The sequence below is a fragment of the Filomicrobium insigne genome (assembly GCF_900104305.1).
GTDB lineage: Bacteria > Pseudomonadota > Alphaproteobacteria > Rhizobiales > Hyphomicrobiaceae > Filomicrobium > Filomicrobium insigne.
Genome location: NZ_FNJC01000001.1, coordinates 178,879 through 203,880 on the forward strand (window position 1 = coordinate 178,879; position 25,002 = coordinate 203,880).

Here is a 25,002-nt window from a genome sequence, read left to right on the forward strand (position 1 = left end):
AAGTTAGCCTGCTGCGGCCGAAAGGGCGGCAGCAGCGGAGATCCTTGGTCAGTTCGGCGACCGTCCGCGCATGGCGGAAACTTCGTCCGTCCTCAATGCGGTAACGAGTGGGATCAACTGCCACAGTGCGGACAATCCAACGAGGGCATAGACGAGACGCGCCAGGGACGAACCTTCACCAAAAATGGCGGCGACGAGGTTGAAGTTGAATAATCCAACGAGGCCCCAGTTCAGGGCGCCGACGATTACGAGTACCAGCGTAATCAGGTTCAACGATTTCATGCGTATCACTCCTTCGAAATGGAGCCAGGCAACCGCAAGCGTCCGCCCGGCAAGTTTTCGTTTCAGCCGGCGGCCTAGATCTTCGGCGGCATGATCACAGTGTCGATCACGTGGATTATGCCGTTCGACGCGGCGATGTCGGTCGTGATGACGTTGGCGCCGTTAATCATCACGGTGTCGCCGCTCGTCTTCACAGCAACCTTCTGGCCGTTCACCGTTTTCGCTTCGTCGAGTTTCACGACGTCTGCCGCCGTAACGGCGCCTGGCACCACGTGATAGGTGAGGATCGCCGTCAGTTGTTCTTTGTTCTCAGGCGCCAGCAGAGACTCCAAGGTTCCCGCTTGCAGTTTGGCAAACGCCTCGTCTGTAGGCGCGAAGACTGTGAACGGACCTTTACCTTTCAGCGTATCGACCAGCCCGGCGGCGCCGAGCGCCTCGGTTAGTGTGCCGAATTTACCGGCGCCGACCGCCGTCTCGACGATGTCTTTCTCTATCGCGCGCGCGTCCTCTGTAGCGCGCGCGACTGGTGCGCCGAGGGCGAGGCCCATGCCCGCCACGGCGGCGATCATGACTGTCTTCAGGTGCGACTTCATAACTACCTCCTTCGACTCTTACTTCGACGGGTTGGTTATCCCGCGCACCGCCAATTGCGGCGGCCAACGAGTTTTTCATACAAAGAAAATCAATTTGAATGCGAGTCATATTTTCGTGAAATGAAATACTGTTTTACTTACAATAAAAATATGTTGGAACGATTTGAGCGAGACGAAAAAATGAGCGCAGAAATGTTGAGTGACACGCTTGCCGAAGGACTTGAGCAGTACGCCATAGGCCCCAAGATTCGAGCATTGAGGCAGAGAAAGAAGCTCGGCCTAGTGCAGCTTGGGACGCACACTGGCCTTTCGCCCGCCATGCTATCGAAGATCGAGCGTGGCCAGGTTTTTCCGACGCTACCCACCCTCTTGCGCATAGCGCTGGTGTTCGGCGTCGGGTTGGAGCATTTCTTTGCAGATAGCTCGGAGAGGCCCGTTGCAGCCATCGTGCGGGCAGGGGATCGCCTGCGTCTACCCAACCGGCCAGGCCAAAAGAACTCGGTGTATTTCTTTGAGAGCCTCGATTTTCCCGTCAAAGATCGCAAGCTGGAAGGCTACCTTGCCGAGTTTCCAGCCGGGGCAGGCCCGTCCGAGCCGCATGACCACCCCGGCGCTGAACTCGTTTACGTGCTCAAAGGCAGGCTCGTAATCACCATCGACGGCGAGGACCACACGCTCGATGCATCCGACTCCATTTATTTTGACCCATCCGCGCCCCACAGCTACCGCTGCGCCGGGCGCACGGACGCCGCAGCCGTCGTGGTGGTAACGGCTTAGGGTCAATGCGAAGTTACTTACGTCCGTACTATGTTCGCTTCCGAACGAGAGCCGGACACCACATGCCCCCTATTCCCCTTCAGGTTGTCGGCTGCGCATGGTGTGATCCTGCTGGCGGATGGCCCAATAGACGGCGCCCAGCGCAATGGTCGACGCTGACAGGGCAAACAGCAGGTCTGCGTCCGCTTCGCCGATCTCGGTCACAATGAATTTTCGAAGAACGGCCAGCAGCGCAATCAGCACCACCGCGCGGACGTGGACCACGCCGAGCCCTCGCTCCAATTGGCCAAGGATGGTGTGATTGAATTCGAGGGCGATGATGACAATCATGATCATCCCGAAAACGGCTTGAAATGCTGCGGGGTGTGACGCGTCGAGAATGTTAAAGCGCAACATGTTGTACAACGTGAGCACCAAGTTGAGCACCGCCACGAGAATGACGATGGCAACGATAATGCTGAGGACGACGACAATGATCTCCTCGAAGCGCTGATACCAATTTTGCTGGGCCCAATGCTTCCGCGTTTCGCTAAATATCCGAACTGCCATCTGCCGCCTCGCTTTGTTCGCCGTATCGGCCATACTGCGCCTCCCGGAAGATTTAATTCCCGTACGGCACGAATTGTTCAAAGCACGGATGGAGCGATCAAAACGCCAAAGTGATGGGCCGCTCCTTGCACAGATCTGGGCACCGTCAGCGGCACCCACGAGTTACTCAGTCCGGCGCACCTCGAAACCACTGTAGGCCTCACCGCTTTCTTCTCTCACGTCCACGCGGGTGACGCGCGAGGCACGCGGCCCCTCCTCGCAGGCGCGCAGCATGTCGGCCACTTGCCGGGGCGGACCGTGCAGCACGGCTTCTACCGCGCCGTCATATCGGTTTCTCACCCATCCGCTGAGGCCCAGCGTCAGGGCTCTTCTCTCGACCCAAGCGCGAAAGCCCACTCCCTGCACGCGGCCCTCAATGCGAACATGCCCGGTGCGGGTTTCGCTTATGGTTCACGCTCCCTGCGTTTGTCGCACCGTCACCAGCGATGCCAGCCTGGGCGGAAGGCAGGGCCACTGTAGGACCGCGATCCCTTATAAAAACTGCCGCGGCCGTTCGACCACCAGCCGGCGCCTCTCGGAGGCGCCTCGATCACGCCGTAGCTCGGATATATCGGAACGTCCCGCCGCGAGGCTCGCGCGCGATACCCCGGCCAGAGATCATCCAGGTATCGGCCTCTGTCATACGCCCTGCCAGAGCCGATCAGCGTCAGCGTCCCGGCATTGAGATCGTGTGTTGATGGTTTCCATCCGGCAGGATTGAGGGGCGATGACCACGCTGTGCCTGCTGCGGCCGCAAAATATGCGGCAACACAAACGATGGGGATGAGGAAAGCTCTTGTACCCATTGCGACGTCCTCAGTTCATAAAACATCGGAATGGAACCTTAGCACGATAGGCTCAAAGGGTCCTGCAGGTGCCGGACGACTGGTTACCAGTTCTGGATGCCCTCAAGACTGACCGAACTGGATGGCACCATACTAAGCTCGTCGGAGAGTAAAGGGCGAGTTCGGCTCTAGTCGCTAAAGCGGGCATCCGATCACCGTTAACCGAACTCATGGAGGGGTTGTAGCCAACAACAACGTAATTGCTTGGCCCTGAGCTCGAGCTTACCCTGATTAAGCCGTCCCAATTTGGATCGAGGGAGAGCACCGTGATCAGACAGGTTTTGCAGCCAAAGTTTGATGTGGCTGAACCGATCGGCTGGCTCTCAGTCGACGTTGCGAGAGTTGCTGAACGTTTCTCGCTGCAATTCGAACGGTACCATGAGTCAGGGTTGGGAGGTGGTCGTGCGTGCGTAGTTCAGACCGATTCTGGTCGTAGTTTTGGACTCGATGCACGAGACTACCACCAAGAATTACATGGGCTGCATGTCGAAGTAATCGCGGAAGGACAAGATATCATCGATTTCGGCGTCGATGCGCTTCTTGATGAATTGCTCTCCTCTCTTTCCCTGTCTCCTCAGCAAATCATAGGGCGCAACTACCATGCTTATGAGGTAGCAGTTCGGTTGGTTGAATGGCAGAAGTCAAAGTCCACAATCCATCGTGACTAGCGCATGAAAATATTCAAACGCCGAGAGTGGCGGACGGTCATTAGAACTCAGGCTTAAATCTATTTACGAACGAAACACCGTTGAACGTGTGCGTGCAGCAGGCACAGCTCGGCTGTAAGTCCTCGTTGCGCAGGTCCGGCGCGACTTTTGCGAGCTTGCCGTTCTCATCGATATATAGGCCGCTGAAATAGCTGCTTTCACCAATTCTGACGTATGGCTTTTGCTCATCTTCGTTGCGGGCGACGAGCCAGAAAATCGGCTCCTCCCGGTCAATCCGGCTTATGGCTTCGGCATGCACCGCCTGCCAATCCTCTCCGACCTTGGAGAGCAGAAACCTGAAGAGCGGTGTGTAATCGAGCCCGCGCTGCGTCCGGCCGTGCATTGAGCCTCGCGAGACCTGATCGGCCTCGTTCCGCTTTTCCTGCTTGGTGTTGCGTTCGTGGCGATAGTCGCCGCCGGTGTGATGGCGAACTCCACGCGTGCGGGTATTCACCTTGCGGTAGAGTGGCTTCTTGCGCGGATCAATATTCATCGTCTCGCTCGACTGGCGAAGAAAGCCATCAGTCTAACGACGTTTGGGCGATCTGGCGACGGCTCGACAGACGGAACTCTGTCACGCCCCCTCCAAACCACTCACCTCCGACAGATGCTCCAAGATCCGGGTTGGGGGGTGGCCAAGGCTTTTGCGGAAGGCTGCCGTAAAGGCGCTGACGCTGGCATAGCCGCAGGCGTGGGCGACTTTGCCGACCGGCGTACCGCGGGCCAGATCTTCCAGCGCATAATGAAACCGGATGTGCTGACGCCACGCCGCAAAGCCCATGCCGAGTTCATCCTGGCTGAGGCGCGCCAGTGTCCGTTCAGATGCTCCGGCCAAATCGGCATAGCTGCCGAGGCTGCCGTGATCTCCAGGGTTCCCGAGCACGTGCTCACAGACGCGCATCAGACGTGGATCCGAAGGCATTGGAATGCTCAGGTCCAACGACCGGCCACGGCAAACCTCCTCAAGGATCAACTGGCTGAGGCATAGGCCCCGGCTACTATCGCTGTAGTCGACCGGCTCATCCAGAAGGGCGTTGATCAACTCCTTCAGGAGGGCACTCGGCGAGATGACGACGCACGCGCTCGGAAGATCCCGGTGCGCCTTCGGCTCGATGTAGAGCGTGCGCATCTCCACGGGATCACGCATCGCGACCGTATGCTCAAAGCCGCCCGGCATGTAGACGGCGCGTTGTGGAGGCACGATCCAGCTATGGGTTTGCGTGCGCACGCGCATGGTTCCCGAAGAGGCGAGAAGAAGCTGGTCTCTGCGATGACTGTGAAAGGGCGTGACCCAATCGGCGGGAAAATGCTTGCGCATGACGGCCACCGCGACGGGCAGCTCCTGGTAGTCGGCGGCATCGGTAGATCGCTGCATCATGGCAGATTGCGCAAACCCATACTGGCAAGAATTCGACAATGATTGTCATAACATCGATCATTCGCCACGGCTATGGTGCCTGCGATCATCTCGGATACGCGCATCACGTGAGAGCCATGCAGGACCGCACGCACTTCCTCTTTCTCAACGTCGGCCACTTTCTCGATCACCTGTTCATGCTCATCTTCGCGACGGTTGCCGCACTTGTTTTGAGCCAGGAGTGGGGCCTCTCGTATGCAGAGCTGATCCCGTATGCCACGCCGGGCTTTATCGCCTTTGGCCTGTTCGCCCTGCCGGCGGGCTGGCTTGCGGACCGCTGGAGCCGCGAAGGCATGATGGCGGTGTTTTTCATCGGCGTGGGCCTCGCTGCGATCGCGACCTCACTGGCGCAGACCCCGCTTGAGATTGCCGTGGGTCTGTTTGTCGTCGGCGTGTTCGGAGCGATCTACCATCCCGTTGGGCTCGCCATGGTTGCGCGCGGCGGCAAAAGGATGGGCATGGACATCGCTATCAACGGCGTGTGGGGCAACATGGGTGTTGGCAGCGCGGCGTTGATCACCGGCTTCCTGATCGACCAAACCGGCTGGCGCGCCGCATTCTGGTTGCCGGGTGTTTTTTCCATTCTTGTCGGGCTGGCTTATTTGGGCACGTTTCGCGACAGGGTTGGCCTGAGGAATGGGGCGGTCACGTCGATGGCGAAATCGACGTCGTCCGCAGGGCGCGAGGACGCAGACTGGCGCCGGCTGCTCCTTCGCATTTCGGTCATTGTCTTCTTCACGACCGCCGTCTCCAGCATTGTCTTTCAAGGGACGACGTTTGCTCTGCCGAAGGTCTTTGAGGAACGTCTTAGCGGTATTGCAGCGTCAGCTACAGCAGTGGGTTGGCTAGCCTTTCTCGTTTTTGGCATTGCATCGTTCGCGCAGCTTGTCGTTGGCAGCTTGCTTGACCGCTATGGCGCCCGGCTGGTGTTCTCAGGCCTCGCGCTTTTGCAGATCGCCTTCTTCCTGATGATGCCGGGGCTATCGGACTGGCCGGCGCTGGTCGTTGCGCTCGGGTTTATGCTGGGGGCCTTCGGGCAGATTCCGATCAACGATTACATGATCGGCAGGCTCGCGAAGTCGGAGCTTCGTGCCTCGATTTACGGTACGCGTTTTATCGTGAGTTTCAGCGTGCTGGCAGCGGTGCTGCCGCTGATCGCGTGGGTACACCACTCATGGGGTTTCGACGCGCTGTTTTATATTTTGGCCGCGTCGGCAGCCGCTATCCTGTGCGCTGTATCGCTCTTGCCGGCCAAGTTGCCCGAAGCGCCGGCCTCGCCCGCCGCACTCCCCACCAACCTGACAGGGGCAGCGGATCAGAGTGCTAAAGCGACGTAAATCGTCTCAATTAGACGAGTTACTCGCACGGCACGGTGATGGTTACGCCAGCTGTGGCGGAGAACCGCTTGCAATTGACGCTCGTCTCTCCGGAAGCCGCGGTCTGCGTGCCGTTGTCCTCATTCGGCGCATTCGCGGGAGCCGTAGACGTTTTGGTCTCAGCCGTGTTTGTCTCCGTCTGTGCAGGCTCAGATTTGGCCGTATCGACCTTCTCGGGGCTGGGCTTTGCCGTGACGGTGCGCTTTTGCGGACGCGCCTTCCGACGCTCGACCGATTTGTTGTCAGCGCGCTTCTGCTTGTAGGCCTTCGGCTGATAGGGCGAGGGTGTGTTCACGACCTCGGGCACGTAACTGCATGAGATACACGCCTGGGCTGCTGAAGCAAAAAGCATCGAAATGCCAAGCAAGCTCGTAGCAATCGCGAGAATTGTTCGGGTCATTGTTTGCTTCCGCCTTGTGAATTTTCCACACTCCATTCCCTGAGCTTTTATCATGGAGGGCATACCGGCAAAAGGATGTCCCCCAAGGAACATGGAGCTTTTCGTTGAACGTGCTTATCGCGCGGCACTGTCATGTCCGGTAGGAAATTCATGAGCAAAGACGCGCCTAGTTATTGACGGATTGCGCCTGGTAACCATTTTCAATGCCTAGTCATATTGGGGGGCCGCCGTGAACGACTATCTTCTACTGCTACTCGGCGTGGTTCTGGCGGGTGGGGGCGGCGAGCTCTTCGTGCGGGGCACGGTCGGGATTGCAGGCGCCTTGCGGATTTCCCCTGGGATCATCGCCGCTACGATCGCCGCGTTTGCAACATCCAGCCCCGAATTAACGGTTGCGATCAGTTCCGGGCTCAACGGCACTCCTACGATTGCACTCGGGGATGCGCTTGGCAGCAATGTGGTGAATGTTGCCTTGATCCTCGCGGCCGCCCTTCTGATCATGCCCATCCGGGTGCCCCGCGACAGCATCCGCCGCGATTTCCCAGCGGCGCTCATCGTTCCGCTCATCATCGCCGCCCTTCTTGCGGACGGAGAGCTTTCCAGAGTCGATGGCTTGCTACTGTTGGCGCTCTTTGCCGGCTGGTTCATAGCCGTACTGAACGAGGCCCGGCGGCAACGCAGCGCCGCCGCCGCAGTGCTCGGCGAACATAAACCTGTTTACGCCGTTCTCGCAGGATTAGCAGGTTTGGGGCTTCTGATCCTCGCAGGCAATCTCATCGTCGTAAGCGCGTCCGCGATCGGCGAGGCTCACGGCATCGACGCCTTCATAATTGGCGCGACAGTTGTGGCCCTCGGCACGTCCGTGCCTGAACTGGCAACAGCAATCATCGCAGGGATTAAAGGACACGAAGAGGTCGGGCTGGGAACCATCCTTGGCAGCAACATCTTCAACGGCTTGCTTGTCGTCGGCGTTGCGGCCGGCCTTTCCCCGATTAGCATTTCGGTGAGTGAAGTCGCGCCGGCCTTGATCCTTGGGTTTGCGTCGGTTGTTCTGACGTATCCGCCCGCATCGGGCGTCATTGGCCGCTGGCGCGGGCTCCTTCTGCTTGGCGTCTATGCGGCGTACATCGTCGTGGTTTCTCAATGGCGCTGAGGGGGCGTGGACAGCTGAGCGTCCGCAAGGCGTTCATGTGTAAAGGTTTTCGATCGCCAGTCCTACGCCCGCGATGACCATCAAAATAATCGCGAAACTCGCGGCTTGCTTCCAGTAAGCGATGCCTGTCGCGTGCTTGATCAGCATCACGACGGGAACGAGAAAAATCAGATTGATCAGAAGAATGAAATCTCCCGTCCAAGCCGTTTCGGGGGCGACGCTGCCGAAGCTATTCAGGCACATGAGCGAACTGAAGTCTGGCGCGCAAAGACTCAGCGCCTCCGCGCCCGGCTGATTGAGAATGCCCTCTATAGCGGGATCATTGGCATTCGGATGACCGTAAATGCCAACAACCAGGAAAGCGGGCAGCAAAATGAATGGCTGCTGAAACAGGCCCGGCCCCATACTCATGGCGGCCGCCTGGAAATATTCGGAGAACTTCAGGCGGGTCCACCGCAATATCCGCATGGGCAGATACAAAAGCAGGAACATGCTTCCGGCTAATATGGGCTGGAGATACTGCCAGAAGGTATCGATGCGAGCCGGCATCACGTCCACATCGAGGTACGCGGCGGCGAACGTCTGCAGCGAAATCCACAAAGCGCAGATCGCAAGAAAGAACGTTAAGCGGTACTTGAAATCCTCTCGGTCTCCCAGCTTTATCTGATGGGCAACCTTGATCGGGCGGAACGTGGTGTCGACGGCTAACTTCAAATAATCAAAGAATGGGCGCGCCTGTTCGGCAATGAACTCTGCAAACATGAAGTCCCCCAAAAGCGCATTTAAAAATCACTCCATCAATCGCGAGTCCTGGTGCCGCGGCAAGCGCGCTTAGACGTGCATCCACAATGCTGCGAGCGTTGCAGTGGAGAACACGCGATTTCATAACATCCGAGTGTGCGGGCGGGGTGTTGTACCGATCAGACTCGCCGTAACAGGCCGGGCAACATGCGCCCCAATACGTTGTCGCCGCGGATAATGTAGTGAAAGAGCGCGGCGCCGATGTGCATGGCGATCAACGTGAGAAGCGCAAAGGCACCAACCATGTGCCAGAAGAACACCGTTTCGGACATCGCTTTGTCCGGAGCCACGAGTGCCGGGATCTTGAAGCCGAATGCGTCTAGTGCCGGAAAATAAGCAACTCCCAAGTATCCGAGGACCGGCACAACCAGGAGTAGCAGATAAAGCCCCCAATGGTTAAGCTCACTCACTACGCACTGCCACCCCTCAAGGCTGGGCTCGTGGCGCGGCGCGCCGGCCGTCAGCCGGTACAACAGACGTAATATGACGACCGCCAGAATAGCCAGCCCGCCGAGCTTGTGCAGGCTGTAAAGATTGTTCGTCAGCGCGTCCCAAATGTTCAGGTCGTTGCCGCGGTAGGCCATGTAAAAGCCCACGGGTATCTGCACGGCGAGAAGCACGACGACAAGCCAGTGCAAGGTCCTGGCCGTCAGCGAGTAAATCTCGACATCACCCGACGTGGTCGCGATGGTCTCAATGCTCGGCTTATCCATCGATACCCACCTTTCAATCCATGAAGATTGGTCACACCAAGATACGGCCTATACTGCCTTTCGCATGCGCAAGTCACAATCGAAAATAACGTCACCTCCGGGCAACGGATAGACGGTTACCTGGGGGCGAATGGCGTTATCAAGCTCAGTTATAGGGCGCAATTGGAGACCAAGCTTGCCAGAGCCTATAATCATTGGCCCCACGATCAAATGCAGCCGATCGAGCACACCAGCATCAAGAAACGATGACACGGTGGTCGCCCCACCCTCGATCAAAATCCTTCTCAAGCCTAGCGCGAAGAGCGCAGCGACGATTTCTCCGGGCCGGAATGTGCCGTCCTGTCGCTCAAGGCGAATCACTTCCAGGTCATCGGCTTCAACAACCTCTGCCGAGGCCGTCACAACGATGCGCCGGGTGCCGTCGTTCGCGAGGCAGCTGAGGCCGGCCGGCATCCGTCCGTTTGGATCGATCACGACACGGGCCGGCTGTGCCTTGCCCGGGGGGAGCGCGACGCGGCGCACGTTAAGCCTGGGGTCGTCCGCCAATACCGTGCCGACGCCTACAACGACGGCATCAACGGCGGCGCGCAGGCGATGCAGATGATCCAGAGCTTCAGCGTTGTTGATCCACCGACTTTCGCCGGTAACCGTTGCGATGCGCCCGTCGAGAGACTGGCCAAGCTGAGCAACAACGAATGGCCGATCGTCGCTAGCAGCGAGGATCGGGGCGAGGGGATCACTCAACTGGCGCACACGCGGTGGAACAGCGGGGTCGCTCACCTGGCTCGGCTCCTTAATCGTGGTTCTGTTAGGTTTCTCGGTGACTTGTGTTTACCGCGCGTCGAAGTGATGCACAGAACGAGACAGCGTGATGCTATAGGAGGCGTAACTGACCAGGATTGCTTGAGAGTAGCGGCCGAACGTGTCTCCTCCAAAGGCTGAAATTGCAGACCTCCGAGAGGGGGCAAAATTGCGGCACGCTGGGCTCCTTTTCCTGCTCTGCTGGTTCGTACTCGCTTGGCCGTGGTTGTCGGGACACGTCACCATTCCCTACGATGCCAAGGCGCATTTTCTACCGCAGGTGCAATTTTTTGCCCATGCCTTATGGCAAGGGGAAAGTCCATTCTGGACGCCTTTTGTGTTTTCCGGCCATCCGCAGGTCGCCGACCCTCAATCCCTGATTTTTTCTCCGCCGTTTGCGCTTCTGGCACTTTTCGATCCCGCGCCGGGTCTTTGGTCCGCCGACGTCACAACGCTCATTACAATTGCTGCGGGAGGTCTGGCGCTCGTCATATGGGCTCGCGATCAGGGGTGGGAGACGGGTGCAGCAATCTTCACTGCTCTGGCGTTTTGCTTCGGCGCGGCTATGAGCTGGCGTATTCAACATATCGGGCAGGTAGTCAGCCTGTCGATGCTGGCGATCACGTTTATGCTCCTGTCACGCGCCCTTTCTCGTGGGTCATGGCTGTGCGGTCTAGCTGCGGGAATTACCGCCAGCTTCATGGTTTTAGAGCGGGATCAGGTGGCGCTGATCAGCGTCTATTTTCTGACCGGTTACGTGGTCTGGCATTGGTTCAGCGCAGGCGTGCACCATAGCGGTCGACGGATTTCGTCGAGCCTGCCGCCGCTCATCGCTGGCAGCATCGCGGGAATTGTCCTTGTAGCAATCCCCATCCTGCTCACATGGCTCCTGGCGCAAATGTCCAATCGTCCGGAGATCGACTTTATTGGAGCGGGACGCGGCTCGCTTCACCCCGCCTTGATGGTGACCTGGCTGGGGCCTGATCTTTTCGGCGCTTCGGGCGATATGGAAGATTACTGGGGTCCGCCGAGTTTCGTTTGGCACGATACTGGGTTGTACATCGCGCAAAACATGGGCGTGCTCTACATCGGCGCGGTATCATTTTGGCTGATGCTTGCGGGACTATTCAGCGGCAGTCTTTGGCTCCGCGAAATCCGTTTCTACACTATCGCGATGCTCATCATGCTCATCTATGCGCTCGGTTGGTACACGCCTGTGTTCCGGCTCATGCATATGTGGCTGCCGGGTATCGATCTTTTTCGCCGCCCCGCTGATGCTGTGTTCCTGATCGGGTTTTTAACCGCGATCCTTGCGGGACATGGCGCCAACCGCCTTTTGCGTTCTGCAACGGCGCCGTTTTCACGCGATGCGTGGCTATCGGCAGGGGTGGTCATCACATTGGGGTTTACCTACGCCGCTTATCTCGCAACGCATTTCCATCAATGGCATGAGGCCTTGGAGCCCTTCGTGATTTCGGTGGCGTTCATCTTGTGCGCTGCTGCAGTCATCGCCCTCGTTCGGTGGCTCCAGCCCATTCGCCCACACCTTGCAGCAGCGCTTCTCGTTGCTTTTGCCGTGCTCGACCTGGGGTTTCAAAACGGGCACGGTGGCGCTGTAGGCTTACCGCCATCTACGTATGAGGTTCTCGCACACGGCAGTGTTAACGAGACCATGGTGGATCTCAAACGCCGTGTGCAAAGTGGCCAAACGGCAACGCAGCGCGATCGCGTCGAACTGATCGGTCTCGGCTTTCACTGGCCAAACGCGAGCTTGACCTATGGGTTGGAGAATACATTGGGTTACAATCCAGTCCGGCTGGCGCTTTACAGCGCAGCGACTGGTGCGGGTGATACTTCCGGAATGCACGAGCGCAAATTTTCCCCTCTTATGCCCTCTTATGCGTCGCCGCTCGCGAACCTGCTAGGGCTGCGGTACATAGCGTCCGGCGTACCGCTCGAAAAAATCGATCCTTCCGTAACGCCAGGTGCGTTTCCTCTCGTTGCACGCACAGTCGACGGATACATTTATGAGAATCCGAAAGCGCTCCCGCGGGTCCTCTTCGCGACGCGTGTTCAACAAGCGGACTTCGATAAACTCCTGAGCTGCGGCGGCATGCCCGACATCAACTATCGCAATACTGTTCTGCTTGAAGGCCCGACCACCCCATCGCTGCCCTCAAACGCGACTGGGTCGGCGGCCATTCGCGAATACCACAACAGTGAGATCGTTATCGACACAACGTCCAGCGACGGAGGCTGGCTCATTCTCAACGATGTTTGGCACCCCTGGTGGTTCGTTGAAATCGATGGAAAGCCTGCTCCGATGCTGCGGTCCAACGTTCTGTTCCGTGCGGTCGCCGTGCCAGCGGGAACGCACTCGGTACGCTTCAATTTCCGGCCGCTTCGTGGCGCTATCGAGCAGTTGACGCATGGGTCTTGGGGCCCAGGCTTCCAACCCGTAGGGTGCGCGCCAAGCCGATGAGTCCATTCAAGATATATTGCCGTGCCCTCAGGCTTCTTGCACCGGAATGGCGCCTCGCAACGGCTCTGGCCGTGGCCAGCGTTGCCATTGCGACTGTGCAGCTTGCGGAACCCGTGTTGTTTGGTGCCGTAGTCGATGCTTTGTCCAAACAGGAGCCCGCGGCCTGGATCATCGGCTTATGGGCCCTACTTGGCCTCGGTGGGATCGCAGCCAGTGTCACCGTCGCGGTGATTGCGGACCGCCTAGCGCACCGGCGCCGATTGATCGCTCTATCCCAGGCGTTTGAGCAGGCGATCACCTTACCGCTCAGCTACCACGCCGCAAGCGGTTCCGGCACCGTTATCGGAACCGTCCAGCGCGGTTCGGACGAGTTGTTCTGGCTGTGGCTGAGTTCCTTGCGCGAACAGCTTTCGGCGCTGATCGGTATCGTGTTTCTCGTTCCGCTTGCGATTTCCATCGATTGGCGGATGGCCACCATCCTCGGTGTTCTGGCGGTGTGCTTCACGGCGCTCAATTTCTTAGTTATCTCGAAGACGTCGGGCGGCCAGATGCGGGTCGACCGCTACCACAGCAACGTCTTAGGACGTGTCGGAGACGTCATCGGCAATGTAACGATTGTGCAAAGCTACGCGCGTCTCGTGGCCGAAGCGGATGCGCTACGCGCCATGATCGGACAACTCCTCAACGAGCAATACCCGCTTCTCACTTGGTGGGGCATTCTCACGGTCTTGCAGCGGGGCGCGGCGACGATCGCCATGATCGCGATCTTCGCGATGGGGGCTTATCTCTCTTCGCGCGGAGAACTCACCGTCGGTGAAATCGTGTCTTTTGTCGCTTTCGCGAACCTTCTGATCGGCAAGCTTGACCAGCTCTCTGCGTTTGCCGTTCGGATGATACAAGCGGCCCCAAAGATCGCGGCGCTCTTTGAACTGTTGGACGAGAAATCGGCGATTGTTGAGCGTCCGGATGCCAAGCCCCTTGTCGATGTGAAGGGACACGTCGTCTTCGATGACGTGTCCCTTAAATTTCCCGGGAGCTCGCAGGGTGTCTTCGACTTAACCTTTGAGGTCAACCCGGGCCAAACAATCGCTCTCGTTGGCCCTACGGGTTCGGGAAAAACGACGACGCTGGCGCTCCTGCAACGGCTGCGCGATCCTGACCGCGGCCGTATTTTGATCGACGGCCACGACATTGGCGATGTGACGCTATCCTCCCTACGGCACTCTATTGCGGTCGTCTTCCAGGACGCCGGACTCTTCAATCGGTCGATTGGCGAGAACATCCGGATCGGCCGGCCTGGCGCGGACGATGCTGCCGTTTTCCATGCGGCGCAACTCGCCGAAGCCGAGTCGTTTATTTCGACCAAGCCTGGAGGATACGACTACGTCATTGGCGAACGGGGGGCATCGCTGTCGGGCGGTGAACGTCAGCGTATTGCCATCGCGCGGGCCATCCTGAAGGACGCCCCGATCCTCGTTCTGGATGAAGCTACCAGTGCGCTCGACGCCGAGACAGAGAGCCGTATCAAGCGGGCCATCGACACCCTCCGATCCGGGCGAACCACATTCATCATCGCCCATCGTCTCTCGACTGTAACTCAGGCGGATCAAATCCTTGTGCTCGAACATGGAAAGATCGTTGAGCGCGGATCGTATGAAGAACTCGCCAACGCCAACGGGCTTTTTGCGCGCATGGTGGCTGCCGGCGGCTTCACGGTCCCGAAGGCGACACTTGATTAGCTTTGAAAAAATGGGCCGCGGATCACCTAATGGGAACCGCGGCCATCGCTGCCGAGCATTAGTTCTGGACCAACGGCACGCTATAGCTTGTGGGCCATGCGTACACGTTTGGTTTCAAGATAACGCTGATTATAGATGCTGGGTTCCGTCACAACCGGAATTTGTTCTGCGACCGTAATGCCCTCCTGGCGCAAGGCTTCCACCTTGGCGGGGTTGTTGGTCAGCAGCCGGATTTCGTTAAAGCCCAGATCAAAAAGGATCGCAGCCGTCAGGTCGTACTCACGCGCGTCGATCGGCTCGCCGATTTCTACGTTGGCATCGACGGTATCAAGTCCTTTATCCTGAAGTGCGTAGGCCCGGATTTTGTTGACGAGACCGATGCCCCGACCCTCGTGATAAGGCAGGTAAATCAGTACGCCGTTGGGGGTATCTACGATGGTCTCCAGCGCCGCTTGAAGCTGCTGGTAACAATCGCAGCGCAAGGAGTGGAAGATGTCGCCGGTCACGCAGCCTGAATGAACTCGAACCACCGGGATTTTCACATCTTCGCCCGGTTTCGGGCGATTGATCAGTACGAGAGCTTGATAGGTGGGATCGCAACCCTGGTAAGCGCGCGCTTCCAACTGAATTTCGCGTCCGCGAAATTCTATGGGGAGGACAGTCTGTGTAGACCAATCAACGTCCAACACTGTGGACTTGACGGCAGTGACGCTCATGCGGATCTCCAAGAGTACATCCAGGCATATGCGTCTTTCGAACACGTTAGTAATGTGTCGCAGTGCCGCATCAGCCAATGTCGATAAGGGCTAAACGCTCCAACCGCCATTTCGTTTTTTTTCTTGCTCCCAAAATAGGTCCGTACCGTGACGCACCTCCTCAGGCTCCCTTTGCGTAGCACCCGCAAATTGCGACTTTTTCCGGGTCACAATACGTAATTTACGTAGAGTTTCTTACGATTTGTGTCGCGCGGTGGCGAAAATCCGACGGACCACAGAGTACTGACATATGATTGTAGCAGCAGTTAACCAATCGATTATGATCCGCTGCCAGATGAAGTTAACCGGCGCTTGTAGCCAGCTAGGCCCATAGTTGCATGTCGCCAGTCGGCACCGAATCCCGCGACGTGTGGTTTCTTCCGCCCAATGCCCTGGTCCTCGTCGCCATCGGCATCGCGATGGTGGTGGCCCAGGGTGCCGTCAATATCGATCACCGTGATGTCGAGGGTTTTGTCCTCAACGCACTGATCCACGGGGCAATCTATCTCATCGGCGTGTGGTGGGTGCTGAGCCGACCGACATCTACGCGGGATCTCATCCTCATCCTCGTTGTCGCCTTATGTTTGCGCGGGCTCGCCATGACGGCGCTGCCCTACCTGACGACGGATGCCTTCCGCTATGTCTGGGATGGACGTATCCAATGGGAGGGCTTCAGTCCCTATGCCGCTGCACCAGCAGATTCATCGCTCGCGCATTTGCGCAACGAACAGATTTATCCGTACATCAACCAAAAGGAGGTCGCCGTAAGCCTCTATCCGCCACTGGCGGAGATGATCTTTATGGCGGCTACCGGCCTTCGCGATGGCATTGCGGGACTAAAGCTCACGATGCTTCTGTTCGAAGCCGTCACGATCATCGCCCTTCTGGGTTGGCTTAAAGCAGAGCGGCTACCTACGTCGCGCGTCTTAATCTACGCATGGCACCCGCTTCCGATTGGGAGTTTGCCAGTCAAGCTCATATCGACGCTGCCGCCACGGCTTTCCTCTCTCTTGGCATATTGGCTGCCGTGCACCGGCGCCAAGGTTTGACGGTTGCCCTCTTCGCCTGTGCCGCGATGGTCAAATACTTCCCGCTTGTCCTCCTTCCCACGCTCTTGCGACGATGGGACTGGCGATTGCCTACGGCTCTCATCGTCACTGCCGGCCTTCTTTTTATTCCGTATGCCGGCAGCGGGCACATGTTCGGATTTCTCGGAACTCACCTTGGCAATGAAGGCTATCGGGACGGCTGGGGCTTTCAGATTGTTTGGTTTCTTCGCGATTTTTCGATCGCTGATCCGAGCCTGGTCGCATATCTCCTCTTCGCTGGCGGGCTGATCGGACTCCTTGCAGTCTGGGCTGTTTTTGCGCGCGGCCCGGATGAATTTCTACCCAACCGGATGGCTCTGCTCGGAGCGGCGTTCCTTTTTCTGACTTCGCCCCACTATCCCTGGTACTTCGCATTTTTTGTGCGCCTTGTGCGTACGGACACCTCACCCGGCTTTGCTGGCCATGACGCCTGGATGCCTGACGCTTTACCTGCCGCGTCCTCCGGGCGGCCTCACCTGGACCGAGCCTTATGCCGTCACCTATGTTCTTCCGCTCGTTATATGGATCGGGATGGAAATTTGGCGGGCTTTTGGCGTTGCCCGAACGAACATCTGCCATCAGGGAAATAGGTCCCTAAAACTCTAGAACTTCACATTACCTTGGTGCCGTGCAGCGCATCTGGTAAGGGAGTTGCCCTCGACGTCAGCAGCAGTTCGTTTTTCCCGGGGGCCCCGTGACTGCGATTTTCACGCTCTTTCTCGCATTCATCGGCGGCGTGACGCTGACGCATTTCTACATCCAGGCGGCTGACGGCCGCGGCCCCGTCGCCCTACCCAACCACAGAACCATGCATAAAGGCCGTGTTGTGGTCGGCGGAGGCATCCCGCTTCTGGTCTCGGCACTGATCACAACTTTGATATTCTGGCCGCTCGACCCTCGGCAGGGCGCATTGATCGCCACCGGTCTAGTTCTTGCCGTCGTCTCGTTCCTCGACGACATGCAGCCTATCTCAAGACGTCTGCGGTTCGCCGTTCATCTAGGCGCCGCGGTTGCCTGTGTCGTGAGCGTTCACTACAGCGCCAGCATTTTTGGCGATATCTTGCCGTTCTGGCTGGACCGCCTCCTCGCGGTTCTCGCGCTCGTCTGGTACATCAATCTGTACAATTTTATGGACGGCATAGACGGAATCGCGAGCGTCGAAACGGCAACCGTCGCAGGTGGATACGCGATTGTGGTGATGTCGTTAGGCGATTGGAACTCCGTCTACCTCGGCCTGGCACTTGCCGTGGCTGGCGCGGCCCTCGGTTTTTTGTTCTGGAACTGGCATCCGGCTCGGATATTTCTGGGCGATGTGGGCTCTATTCCGCTGGGGCTCATCACCGGCTGGCTCATGGTCGATCTTGCGGTCAGAGTCTCTCTCGCGGCAGCGCTCATACTCCCACTCTATTTCGCGGCCGATGCCAGCCTGACGATCCTCAATCGCTTACGGAAGGGTGAGCGCATCTGGGAGCCGCACCGGAGCCATTTCTACCAGCGCTCAGCCCGTGCGGCAGGATCTCACTCCGTTGTCGTCAAATGCGTCATTGCAGCCAATTGCGTGCTCGTCGGACTTGCGGTGCTTGCCCTCACGAAGCCTTTCGTCGCATTCGCACTTGCCGTCCTGACAGTTGCCGTACTTCTGAGTTGGATGCAGTTCCTCGCTACGCGCCCCATACCTCAACAGTCCGACGAGAAAGCTTAACTACGATGGAACTTGCCAGCCTGATGGACAGCACTATTGCGTTTATCGAGGCCAATAGAGGGTGGGCTGGGCTTGTTGTTTTCATTCTGGCTTTTGGGGAGAGTCTCGCGTTCATATCGCTTGTCCTCCCGTTCTGGGCGATGCTCGTCGGTATCGGGACTCTCATCGGTGCGAGCGGGACGACAACCGATCTGATTGTGATCTGGGTCTGTGCGAGTCTTGGGGCTGCCTTCGGTGATTGGCTGTCGTATTGGCTCGGCAAGCACTTTCACGAGCCTATTGGACGTATGTGGCCGCTGTCCCGATATCCGGATTTGCTCCCGCGCGGTCACGTTTTCTTTGAAAAGTACGGAATCTGGGCGATTTTTATCGGCCGGTTCTTTGGGCCGCTGCGCGCTGCCGTGCCGCTGGTCGCTGGCATTACGGAAATGCCGATGGTCCCATTTCAGATCGCCAACTTCCTGTCGGCGTTTCTATGGGCGGGCGTGTTGCTCGCACCGGGCTCACTAGGGCTGGCGTGGCTGATCCACGGCGGCGGATAAACTGCTTTCGGCGCGGAATGAGCGGCTAGCGTTTGATCACCACCGCCAGATGCGCGTAATCGCCAAAGAGCCGCTCGAACGTCACCGTACAGCCCTTCTCTTCGGCCACACGGCGCAACTCCGCTTCAAGCTCAGCGCGCGGCTCGACAGAGAACTTTTTCAGCCAGGCGCGCAACGCGCTCTTGAACCACCGCGGCAAACCCGTCTGTTCGCTGAAGTCTACAATGTGGAGCGAACCACCCGGCTTCAGCGCATCTATGGCTTGAGGCAGAACCTGCTGCCAGGGCGGAATCATCGATAGTGAGTAGGAAATGAAAATGCGATCAAATGCTGGGACACCAAACAATTCCTGAGCGGAAAAGTTCGTCGCATCGCCTTCAACGACCTTGATACGCTTCTCGAAGCCTGCGCGCGCGATATTCGCTTCTGCGGTTTCGAGCATCATCCGCGAAATATCGAACCCGTAGAAGTGAGCGTCGGGATAGCGCCGCGCCGCCAAGATAAGATTGCGCCCCGTCCCGCAGCCGACCTCAAGCACGCTCGCACTCGGCGGTGGCTTCAGACCGTCGAGCATCGTATCGCGACCGAACAGAAAGTACTTGCGCGATAGGTCGTAGATATAGCGCTGATAGCGATAGATGCCGTCCATATGATGGGCAGCATCCTCGTGGGGCGCGGCAGACAATGCAGCTCTCCGTCAGTTGGTCAGGACATAGCGGTGGAAGCCACCGTAGATAGACGAGCGGTCCTTGACCGTCAGGGCCCGACAGGCCTCTTCGTCGTATGAGAAGCGATTCAGGATTTCATCCGGGATCTGGCCGGGCAAGATTGTATCCTCGCCTGCGGTGCGGAAGATCACACGCGCGCCGGGTTTAGCCGTACGGGCGATTTGTGTCCAAAGCGCCGTAAGCATTTCAGATGTCATCCAGTCCTGCGCGTCCAGTAGTACGTACGCATCGCGCGAAGCTTCCGGCAGCGAGGCCAAGTGCTCGGTGAAGGATGCGTGGACCACTTCGATGTTATCGGCGCGGGCCCGCAACGTGTCGTAGTTCTCGCGCTGAAGGTACGGCGGCAATGGTCCGGAACCACCACTGGCATAGCGACGTCCGAATGCCTGCCAGGCGAAGTAGTTGTCCTGTAGATCGAATTCGCAAGCTAGGCGCTCCAAACGCTGGCGAAGAACCTCTGCCATGTGGTTCTCATTGCCCTTCAGCGCCTCATATTGCGACGGCGGAATGCCAAGACCGAACAGGGCTGACGGCTTGCTTATCAGCCAGCGAATATGCCGCTTTTCGAACAAAGGTGCGAGTTCGCGTTCAAAAATCTGGCGCTGCTCTTCGCGAGACTTCGCTTTTAGGAGAAGCCGCGGGTTTCGCCCATGCATGCGGGCAAGGAGGTGGCTGGCTCCAATAAAGGTGCCCAGCAGTCCGTGCCGATAAAGGTTTTTGCCAAAGTAGCCGACGCGGCGGCGTCCCAGGCGATCGCGCGATTCCCAATATTTACGCGTCGGCGCATCGAGATGTTCCTGCAAATAGGAGAAATAAGCGCGGACGTTTTCGGAGGCATCAGCCTCCGCAAAGAAGCGATGGAACGCGGCATAGCTCGGCAAATAGCGCGCGGCCGCCAGCTTCAGTTTGTTCAGGGCAATATGTGCTGGATTGAGGTCGATAGCGGTGATGTTGACATTCGCGGCCGTCAAGTAGCTCAAGATGTTGCAGCCACCAGAGGCTATGGCGATAACGTGCTCACCGTCCTTGAGGTTGAGCGCTTCAATGTCGACAACCGGATCTTCCCAGATTTGCGGATACACGAGGCCGGAGAATGCAAGCGTGAACAGTCGTTCCTGGACGCCTTGGCGGGATATCGCCTTGTGGCGGTGAACAGCTTGGCGCAAACGCTGATTGCGTGTGCGGGGTCGTGCGGTTTCACCTGCTTCGCCTGCGTTAGGAAGTGGGGGCATGTGTTCTCCAAGATCAAGCTTGTTCCGGCGGCGCCATTTGACGGACTGGCGGCCAATCGCCCGGCTCAATAGACATCGGGTATGACTTTAGTGCGGTCAGACCTTAAGGTCGCGCGTGTGTGTTCGGCCCGCCTGTTTGCCATCAAATTAGCGCACAACCAACAGGCAATGTGTAGCACTGAAGGTCGTAAAAAGCGTCATTCATTTACTCTACCTTAGATCCACGTTGCCGCTGAGCGTAAATTTGCCCGCTTTTGCAATGAGCTCAAACATGGTGTGCTCATCGCGGTGCCGCCATTCCCGGTCACGGTACGCCGCTGCGGCCCGACGCCGCAATCTGATTGGTCCCCATGCTCACTGAATTTGCGGATAGTGTCGTCACACTGATCAATGAGAACATCGCGCTCGTCGAGCCAATTGTTTTTGCGCTTGGTTTTGCAGAAAGCACGATGGTTGTCTCACTGCTGGTCCCGTCCTCGGCGCTGCTCGTGGCGATCGGCGGTGTGCATAGCGCAGCGGGGGGCGAATTCTGGAGCGTTGTATTAGCCGGTGGGGCAGGTGCCTTTATTGGTGACGTCATTACCTTCGCTATTGGCCGGTACTTCAAGGATGACATCAGAAAATGGTGGCCCCTTAGCCGCCATCCGGAATGGTATGCCGGTACTCGCATCTACGTTGCCCGCTGGGGTGCACCGGGCGTTATTTTCAGCAAATTCTTCGGAGTTTTGCGCCCTTTTGTGCCGGCTATCGCCGGAGCCGCAGGCATGAAATGGGCGGTATTTCTTACGGCAAGCCCGGTATCCTGCCTCCTTTGGGCAGGTGCGTTCCTGGCCCCCGGTTACGGTATCGGCCTGCTTTTCACATAAGACGGCTTATGGGATAGATGCATCCCAACGCCTTGCAGAACCCAACAAGTTCGCCTATTGCGGAGGGCTTAGTCAGATATTTCGGCAGGTACGCGCCGGGTTGCTGCAGAAACTGCCTGAAAAAAGCACCAGATAAGGAACAACGTCCATGTCGAGCCGCAGCGATCGCAATATTGAAACGCGCAAGAAAAAGAAGCGTCGTACCCTGGCGCGTCCCAAGCAGACACGCGTTCAGGGCAATACATCCGGCGTGCGCGCGCGCCTACGGAAGCAGTCCTTACTGCGTGCCGGCCGCGGCGAAGCTGCCGCCGCCCAATAACTCGTTACCTTCGCTATATTGCGAACTGTCACGTCGGTGACGGCATCTGTTCCGGCAAGGTGGTGCCTAGGGGGTCTGCAAAAGAGTAGACAGCCAGGAGAATGCCTATGCCGACGCGACTGACGCCGAACACCGACGTTCAGTTTGTGCCCGCTACCTCCGACGGTAACGGGCTTTACCCTCCTTCGATCACACCGCCCGACCAGCCACTCGGTTTTTTCGATTTTCTTCGACAGTTCATTGCCAATCCGCTCCGCGGGCTGCCGCGCCAAGTCTACGAAGAAGACCTCACCTTATATCGCCCGACGAAAAAACTAACGGTGCTCTGGGTCAGCGGCCCCGCAATTGTCGAGGAACTTCTCGTCGGGAAAGCGAATCTGCTCGTCAAATCCCCGCTGGAGAAGCAAGTATTCGCGGCGACCCTCGGTGACGGCGTGTTGACCTCGGACGGCGCGCTGTGGCGGTGGCAGCGCCGCGTTATGGCACCTCTCTTCCGACACAACGAAATTCTTTCGTACGTGCCAACCATGGCACAGGTCGCGGAAGAACAAGTCACGGAATGGCGGCGCGCCTTTGCCGGCTCTCAAGCCATAGACGAACAGATGATGACCTCAACCTTCAAGGTCATTATGCGTACCATGCTGGTGGGTGGGGATCGCTCTGAGGGCGAGGCCATCATGCGCGGTGGCTCTGAGTATCTCGCGCGCGTTTCCTGGGAGATGGCACATGCGTTGTTGCACTTACCCACATGGCTCCCACACCCGGCGTCGCGGCAAATGCGACGCGCATCACAGACGGTGCGTTCCGCGCTTTCCGACATCATAACCCGGCGGCGCCAATCTGCTGTTGAAGGCACAGACCTTCTCGCCCGACTCTTGAATGCACGCGACCCGGACGGGGGTGAGCCTATGACGCAGGATCAGCTCGTCAACAATTTGTCGACGCTGCTGGAGGCTGGCCACGAAACGACCGCGAAGGCTCTCACCTGGACGTTGTATCTGCTGGCGCGTGCGCCTGAGTGGCAGCAATCCGTGCGTGATGAAGTCAATCGCATTGTTGGGCCTACGTCGATCAGAGCAGAACACATCGACAAACTGGTACTTACGACGCGTGTGCTGAAAGAAGCCATGCGGCTTTACCCACCTGTGCCGGTTGTTGCACGTCAACCTAAGGAAGCGTTTGAACTTGCCGGCACTCCCGTTCCAGCCAACGCGCAAATCGTAGTGCCGATCTTCGCCATTCACCGACATCGCAAGCTTTGGAAGGATCCGGACCGTTTCGATCCTGATCGGTTCCTGCCCGATCGCGAGACGGAAATGGCGCGCACGCAATTCATGCCTTTTGGGGCGGGTCCCCGCATCTGTATCGGCCAGAGCTTTGCGATGATCGAAGCGGTCACCCTTCTTGCAACGTTCGTGCGGGGCGCACGCTTCGACTGGGACGGCGAGCATTTGCCCGAGCCCATTTCGCGGATCACGTTGCGACCCAAAGGCGGCATGCCGCTCACCGTCACACCGATCCTGTGAGGAGTTGGGTCGCGCGCATTGCGGGCCATCTCAAAGCGAGTTTACGAACGCCAACAGCGCGTCTCGCTGATCCTTGCTCAATTGAGTGTACGCGTCTCGTGCGGCTTGCGCCTCGCCACCATGCCAGAGGATTGCCTCTTCCACGTTACGTGCCCGACCGTCATGCAGGAAATTGGTGTGGCCGCTCACGACCTCAGTCGCGCCGATGCCCCAAAGGGGAGGCGTTCGCCACTCTTGGCCGCTCGCCAAACCTTCGGGACGGCCGTCCGCCAACCCTTCACCCATGTCGTGCAAAAGCAGATCGGTGTAGGGCCATATGCGGTGGCCGCTGAGATGCGGTTGGCCGGATACCTCGCCTGTTGTGAAACTGGGGATGTGACACGCGGCACACCCCAGTTCGTGGAATTTCACCTTGCCCTCAAGCACGAGCGGTTCCGATGCATTGGGACGCCCCGGCACGGCGAGGTTCTGGGAGTAAAACACCAGAAGATCGAACAACTGATCGCCGACCTCGGGGTCGCTCGGTTTGGGCGAATTGCCATTAGGTGCATCTAGGCAGACGGCCTGAGCCGCCGTGCAATCACCAGAGGATTTCGGCACGAGTGATGTCGACAGGCCCATGTCTCCGGCAAAGGCCTCGGCACTCTGCTGAGCGACACTTGGTGTTCCGCCCTTCCACCCGAAGCGCCCAAGCCGCACATCACGATCTCGAAGCGACCATACTTCCTGCGCGCGCCCGGAGATACCATCTCCATTGGCATCGTCAGGATCGGCGTTCGCGCGAATAACCTCCTCCGGGATGGCTTCAAGGAGACCCAAACCAATCATGGGCGGCGCGATCCGCGGAGACGTCATGACATCGGGCTGCAACGGGCCGTAGGCCAGATCCGTAATTTCGTAACTCGGCTTTCGCAGCGTAACACTCGTGCCATCAGCGAACGGAACAGGCACATCTTCATAAGTGATCTTCATGTGCCCTTCGGCTGCATGCCCCTTGATAGCGATGTCCTGCAGCTGCCCGCCATAGGTGGGTTCGGCAATGACATTCACACGCCTCTCCTTGAGCAGTTGGCGCTCTTGGTCAGTTGAAGGTGGGACGGACAGGCGAAGGAACATTGAGATGGCATCGTCATCCGGCCAATTGGCGGCCGGGGGATGCCCGCGCCCATCCTTCAAGTGGCAACTCTGGCAACCCCGGGCATTGTAGAGCGGGCCAAGGCCATCCGAAGCCTTGGTCGAGGCGGGGGAAGATACCCACTCCTTACGGAATATGGCGTTACCTAACTTGAAGCGCGCCTCGCCCTCGAAGCCGATCCCGTTCGAAAAATGAGAAAACGCATTGACGTGATCCCGGGACTGTCGCGTGGTGGCTGTCCCGCCAGGAAATTCTTCACCGGGCTCAAACTTGCCGATGGAAGCCTTGTCATCCACGGGGGCTGCAAGGGATGCCGCCGCCAGAACGACAGCGGCACCGGTGAGCGCGATACCAAAGGGCCAAAATCTTGATCTGCGAAGCGAGGGGATGTCGGACGTGTCGATCTTGGCCATTTCGTTTCCGCAACCCCTGCCC

At 58.2% G+C, this 25,002-nt stretch carries 28 protein-coding genes; 13 read left to right on the plus strand and 15 right to left on the minus strand.

Annotated features, from left to right (window positions below; translation table 11 throughout):
• Window positions 1-48 precede the first annotated feature (48 nt).
• The gene (locus BLS30_RS00825) at window positions 49-282 is read right to left on the minus strand and encodes a DUF378 domain-containing protein (protein WP_046478187.1); all 234 of its coding nucleotides are present in this window, start codon (window positions 280-282) and stop codon (window positions 49-51) included.
• Between the two features lie 74 nt (window positions 283-356).
• Window positions 357-830 carry a fasciclin domain-containing protein gene (locus BLS30_RS00830; RefSeq protein WP_244512370.1) on the minus strand — a complete coding sequence of 158 codons (474 nt, stop codon included), beginning with the start codon at window positions 828-830 and terminating at the stop codon, window positions 357-359.
• Window positions 831-1,067: 237 nt separating this feature from the next.
• Between BLS30_RS00830 and BLS30_RS00835 the strand changes: the two genes are divergently transcribed.
• Complete coding sequence (locus tag BLS30_RS00835; RefSeq protein WP_046480229.1) at window positions 1,068-1,652, plus strand: helix-turn-helix domain-containing protein; 585 nt, start codon at window positions 1,068-1,070, stop codon at window positions 1,650-1,652.
• 69 nt (window positions 1,653-1,721) lie between these two features.
• On the opposite strand, the gene BLS30_RS00840 is transcribed toward BLS30_RS00835, so the two are convergent.
• The 3 genes from BLS30_RS00840 to BLS30_RS00850 form a co-directional block, all read right to left on the minus strand.
• Window positions 1,722-2,234 carry a phosphate-starvation-inducible PsiE family protein gene (locus BLS30_RS00840; RefSeq protein ID WP_244512334.1) on the minus strand — a complete coding sequence of 171 codons (513 nt, stop codon included), beginning with the start codon at window positions 2,232-2,234 and terminating at the stop codon, window positions 1,722-1,724.
• A gap of 129 nt (window positions 2,235-2,363) precedes the next feature.
• The gene (locus tag BLS30_RS00845) at window positions 2,364-2,648 is read right to left on the minus strand and encodes an acylphosphatase (RefSeq protein ID WP_090225945.1); all 285 of its coding nucleotides are present in this window, start codon (window positions 2,646-2,648) and stop codon (window positions 2,364-2,366) included.
• Between the two features lie 29 nt (window positions 2,649-2,677).
• Complete coding sequence (locus tag BLS30_RS00850) at window positions 2,678-3,046, minus strand: hypothetical protein (RefSeq protein ID WP_090225948.1); 369 nt, start codon at window positions 3,044-3,046, stop codon at window positions 2,678-2,680.
• A 305-nt stretch (window positions 3,047-3,351) separates the two neighbouring features.
• Between BLS30_RS00850 and BLS30_RS00855 the strand changes: the two genes are divergently transcribed.
• A complete protein-coding gene (locus BLS30_RS00855; RefSeq protein ID WP_046478183.1) occupies window positions 3,352-3,753 on the plus strand; it encodes a hypothetical protein in 402 nt (133 codons plus the stop codon).
• Window positions 3,754-3,793: 40 nt separating this feature from the next.
• On the opposite strand, the gene BLS30_RS00860 is transcribed toward BLS30_RS00855, so the two are convergent.
• Both BLS30_RS00860 and BLS30_RS00865 read right to left on the minus strand, forming a co-directional pair.
• Window positions 3,794-4,285 (minus strand): hypothetical protein, encoded by a 492-nt coding sequence (locus tag BLS30_RS00860; protein ID WP_090225950.1) that lies wholly within the window; start codon window positions 4,283-4,285, stop codon window positions 3,794-3,796.
• 81 nt (window positions 4,286-4,366) lie between these two features.
• The gene (locus BLS30_RS00865; RefSeq protein ID WP_046478181.1) at window positions 4,367-5,170 is read right to left on the minus strand and encodes an AraC family transcriptional regulator; all 804 of its coding nucleotides are present in this window, start codon (window positions 5,168-5,170) and stop codon (window positions 4,367-4,369) included.
• Window positions 5,171-5,208: 38 nt separating this feature from the next.
• Between BLS30_RS00865 and BLS30_RS00870 the strand changes: the two genes are divergently transcribed.
• Window positions 5,209-6,546 (plus strand): MFS transporter, encoded by a 1,338-nt coding sequence (locus BLS30_RS00870; protein ID WP_244512335.1) that lies wholly within the window; start codon window positions 5,209-5,211, stop codon window positions 6,544-6,546.
• A 19-nt stretch (window positions 6,547-6,565) separates the two neighbouring features.
• Here the strand turns inward: BLS30_RS00870 and BLS30_RS00875 are convergent, their stop codons facing one another.
• The gene (locus tag BLS30_RS00875) at window positions 6,566-6,985 is read right to left on the minus strand and encodes a hypothetical protein (RefSeq protein ID WP_090225952.1); all 420 of its coding nucleotides are present in this window, start codon (window positions 6,983-6,985) and stop codon (window positions 6,566-6,568) included.
• A gap of 229 nt (window positions 6,986-7,214) precedes the next feature.
• Between BLS30_RS00875 and BLS30_RS00880 the strand changes: the two genes are divergently transcribed.
• Window positions 7,215-8,138, plus strand: coding sequence for a sodium:calcium antiporter (locus BLS30_RS00880; protein ID WP_046478179.1), 924 nt, complete (start codon window positions 7,215-7,217; stop codon window positions 8,136-8,138).
• A 33-nt stretch (window positions 8,139-8,171) separates the two neighbouring features.
• On the opposite strand, the gene BLS30_RS00885 is transcribed toward BLS30_RS00880, so the two are convergent.
• The 3 genes from BLS30_RS00885 to BLS30_RS00895 form a co-directional block, all read right to left on the minus strand.
• Window positions 8,172-8,900, minus strand: coding sequence for a hypothetical protein (locus BLS30_RS00885; RefSeq protein WP_090225955.1), 729 nt, complete (start codon window positions 8,898-8,900; stop codon window positions 8,172-8,174).
• 158 nt (window positions 8,901-9,058) lie between these two features.
• Window positions 9,059-9,652: a cytochrome b gene (locus tag BLS30_RS00890; protein ID WP_090225958.1), complete on the minus strand. Its 594-nt coding sequence runs from the start codon at window positions 9,650-9,652 to the stop codon at window positions 9,059-9,061.
• A 48-nt stretch (window positions 9,653-9,700) separates the two neighbouring features.
• Complete coding sequence (locus BLS30_RS00895) at window positions 9,701-10,432, minus strand: RibD family protein (RefSeq protein WP_090225961.1); 732 nt, start codon at window positions 10,430-10,432, stop codon at window positions 9,701-9,703.
• A gap of 142 nt (window positions 10,433-10,574) precedes the next feature.
• Here BLS30_RS00895 and BLS30_RS00900 point away from each other — a divergent pair, with 142 nt between their 5' ends.
• Window positions 10,575-12,935: a hypothetical protein gene (locus BLS30_RS00900; RefSeq protein ID WP_090225964.1), complete on the plus strand. Its 2,361-nt coding sequence runs from the start codon at window positions 10,575-10,577 to the stop codon at window positions 12,933-12,935.
• Window positions 12,932-14,674, plus strand: a complete 1,743-nt coding sequence (locus BLS30_RS00905; RefSeq protein WP_090227278.1) for a glucan ABC transporter ATP-binding protein/ permease — start codon at window positions 12,932-12,934, stop codon at window positions 14,672-14,674. The genes BLS30_RS00900 and BLS30_RS00905 overlap by 4 nt, the downstream gene beginning before the upstream one ends.
• An 80-nt stretch (window positions 14,675-14,754) precedes the next feature.
• Here the strand turns inward: BLS30_RS00905 and BLS30_RS00910 are convergent, their stop codons facing one another.
• A complete protein-coding gene (locus BLS30_RS00910; RefSeq protein WP_046478177.1) occupies window positions 14,755-15,390 on the minus strand; it encodes a GTP cyclohydrolase II in 636 nt (211 codons plus the stop codon).
• A 377-nt stretch (window positions 15,391-15,767) separates the two neighbouring features.
• Between BLS30_RS00910 and BLS30_RS00915 the strand changes: the two genes are divergently transcribed.
• From BLS30_RS00915 to BLS30_RS00930, 4 genes are all read left to right on the plus strand, one after another.
• Window positions 15,768-16,478 (plus strand): hypothetical protein, encoded by a 711-nt coding sequence (locus tag BLS30_RS00915; protein ID WP_090225966.1) that lies wholly within the window; start codon window positions 15,768-15,770, stop codon window positions 16,476-16,478.
• Window positions 16,475-17,107: a hypothetical protein gene (locus BLS30_RS00920; protein WP_090225969.1), complete on the plus strand. Its 633-nt coding sequence runs from the start codon at window positions 16,475-16,477 to the stop codon at window positions 17,105-17,107. Before BLS30_RS00915 ends, BLS30_RS00920 begins: the two co-directional genes overlap by 4 nt.
• A 104-nt stretch (window positions 17,108-17,211) precedes the next feature.
• On the plus strand, window positions 17,212-18,219 hold the full coding sequence (locus tag BLS30_RS00925; RefSeq protein WP_090225971.1) for an MraY family glycosyltransferase: 1,008 nt from the start codon (window positions 17,212-17,214) through the stop codon (window positions 18,217-18,219).
• Window positions 18,220-18,224: 5 nt separating this feature from the next.
• A complete protein-coding gene (locus BLS30_RS00930; protein WP_090225974.1) occupies window positions 18,225-18,761 on the plus strand; it encodes a DedA family protein in 537 nt (178 codons plus the stop codon).
• A 25-nt stretch (window positions 18,762-18,786) separates the two neighbouring features.
• Here the strand turns inward: BLS30_RS00930 and BLS30_RS00935 are convergent, their stop codons facing one another.
• Entirely contained in the window at window positions 18,787-19,446 is a 660-nt protein-coding gene (locus BLS30_RS00935) for a class I SAM-dependent methyltransferase (protein ID WP_342027527.1), read from the minus strand.
• Window positions 19,447-19,458: 12 nt separating this feature from the next.
• Window positions 19,459-20,721, minus strand: coding sequence for a BtaA family protein (locus BLS30_RS00940; RefSeq protein WP_046478174.1), 1,263 nt, complete (start codon window positions 20,719-20,721; stop codon window positions 19,459-19,461).
• Between the two features lie 350 nt (window positions 20,722-21,071).
• Between BLS30_RS00940 and BLS30_RS00945 the strand changes: the two genes are divergently transcribed.
• The 3 genes from BLS30_RS00945 (at window position 21,072) to BLS30_RS00950 (ending at window position 23,432) form a co-directional block, all read left to right on the plus strand.
• A complete protein-coding gene (locus BLS30_RS00945; RefSeq protein WP_052743834.1) occupies window positions 21,072-21,587 on the plus strand; it encodes a DedA family protein in 516 nt (171 codons plus the stop codon).
• A gap of 148 nt (window positions 21,588-21,735) precedes the next feature.
• A complete protein-coding gene (locus BLS30_RS18085) occupies window positions 21,736-21,906 on the plus strand; it encodes a hypothetical protein (RefSeq protein WP_170832383.1) in 171 nt (56 codons plus the stop codon).
• Window positions 21,907-22,013: 107 nt separating this feature from the next.
• Complete coding sequence (locus tag BLS30_RS00950) at window positions 22,014-23,432, plus strand: cytochrome P450 (RefSeq protein WP_082101094.1); 1,419 nt, start codon at window positions 22,014-22,016, stop codon at window positions 23,430-23,432.
• Window positions 23,433-23,462: 30 nt separating this feature from the next.
• On the opposite strand, the gene BLS30_RS00955 is transcribed toward BLS30_RS00950, so the two are convergent.
• Window positions 23,463-24,980, minus strand: coding sequence for a di-heme oxidoreductase family protein (locus BLS30_RS00955; protein WP_090225977.1), 1,518 nt, complete (start codon window positions 24,978-24,980; stop codon window positions 23,463-23,465).
• Window positions 24,981-25,002 lie beyond the last annotated feature (22 nt).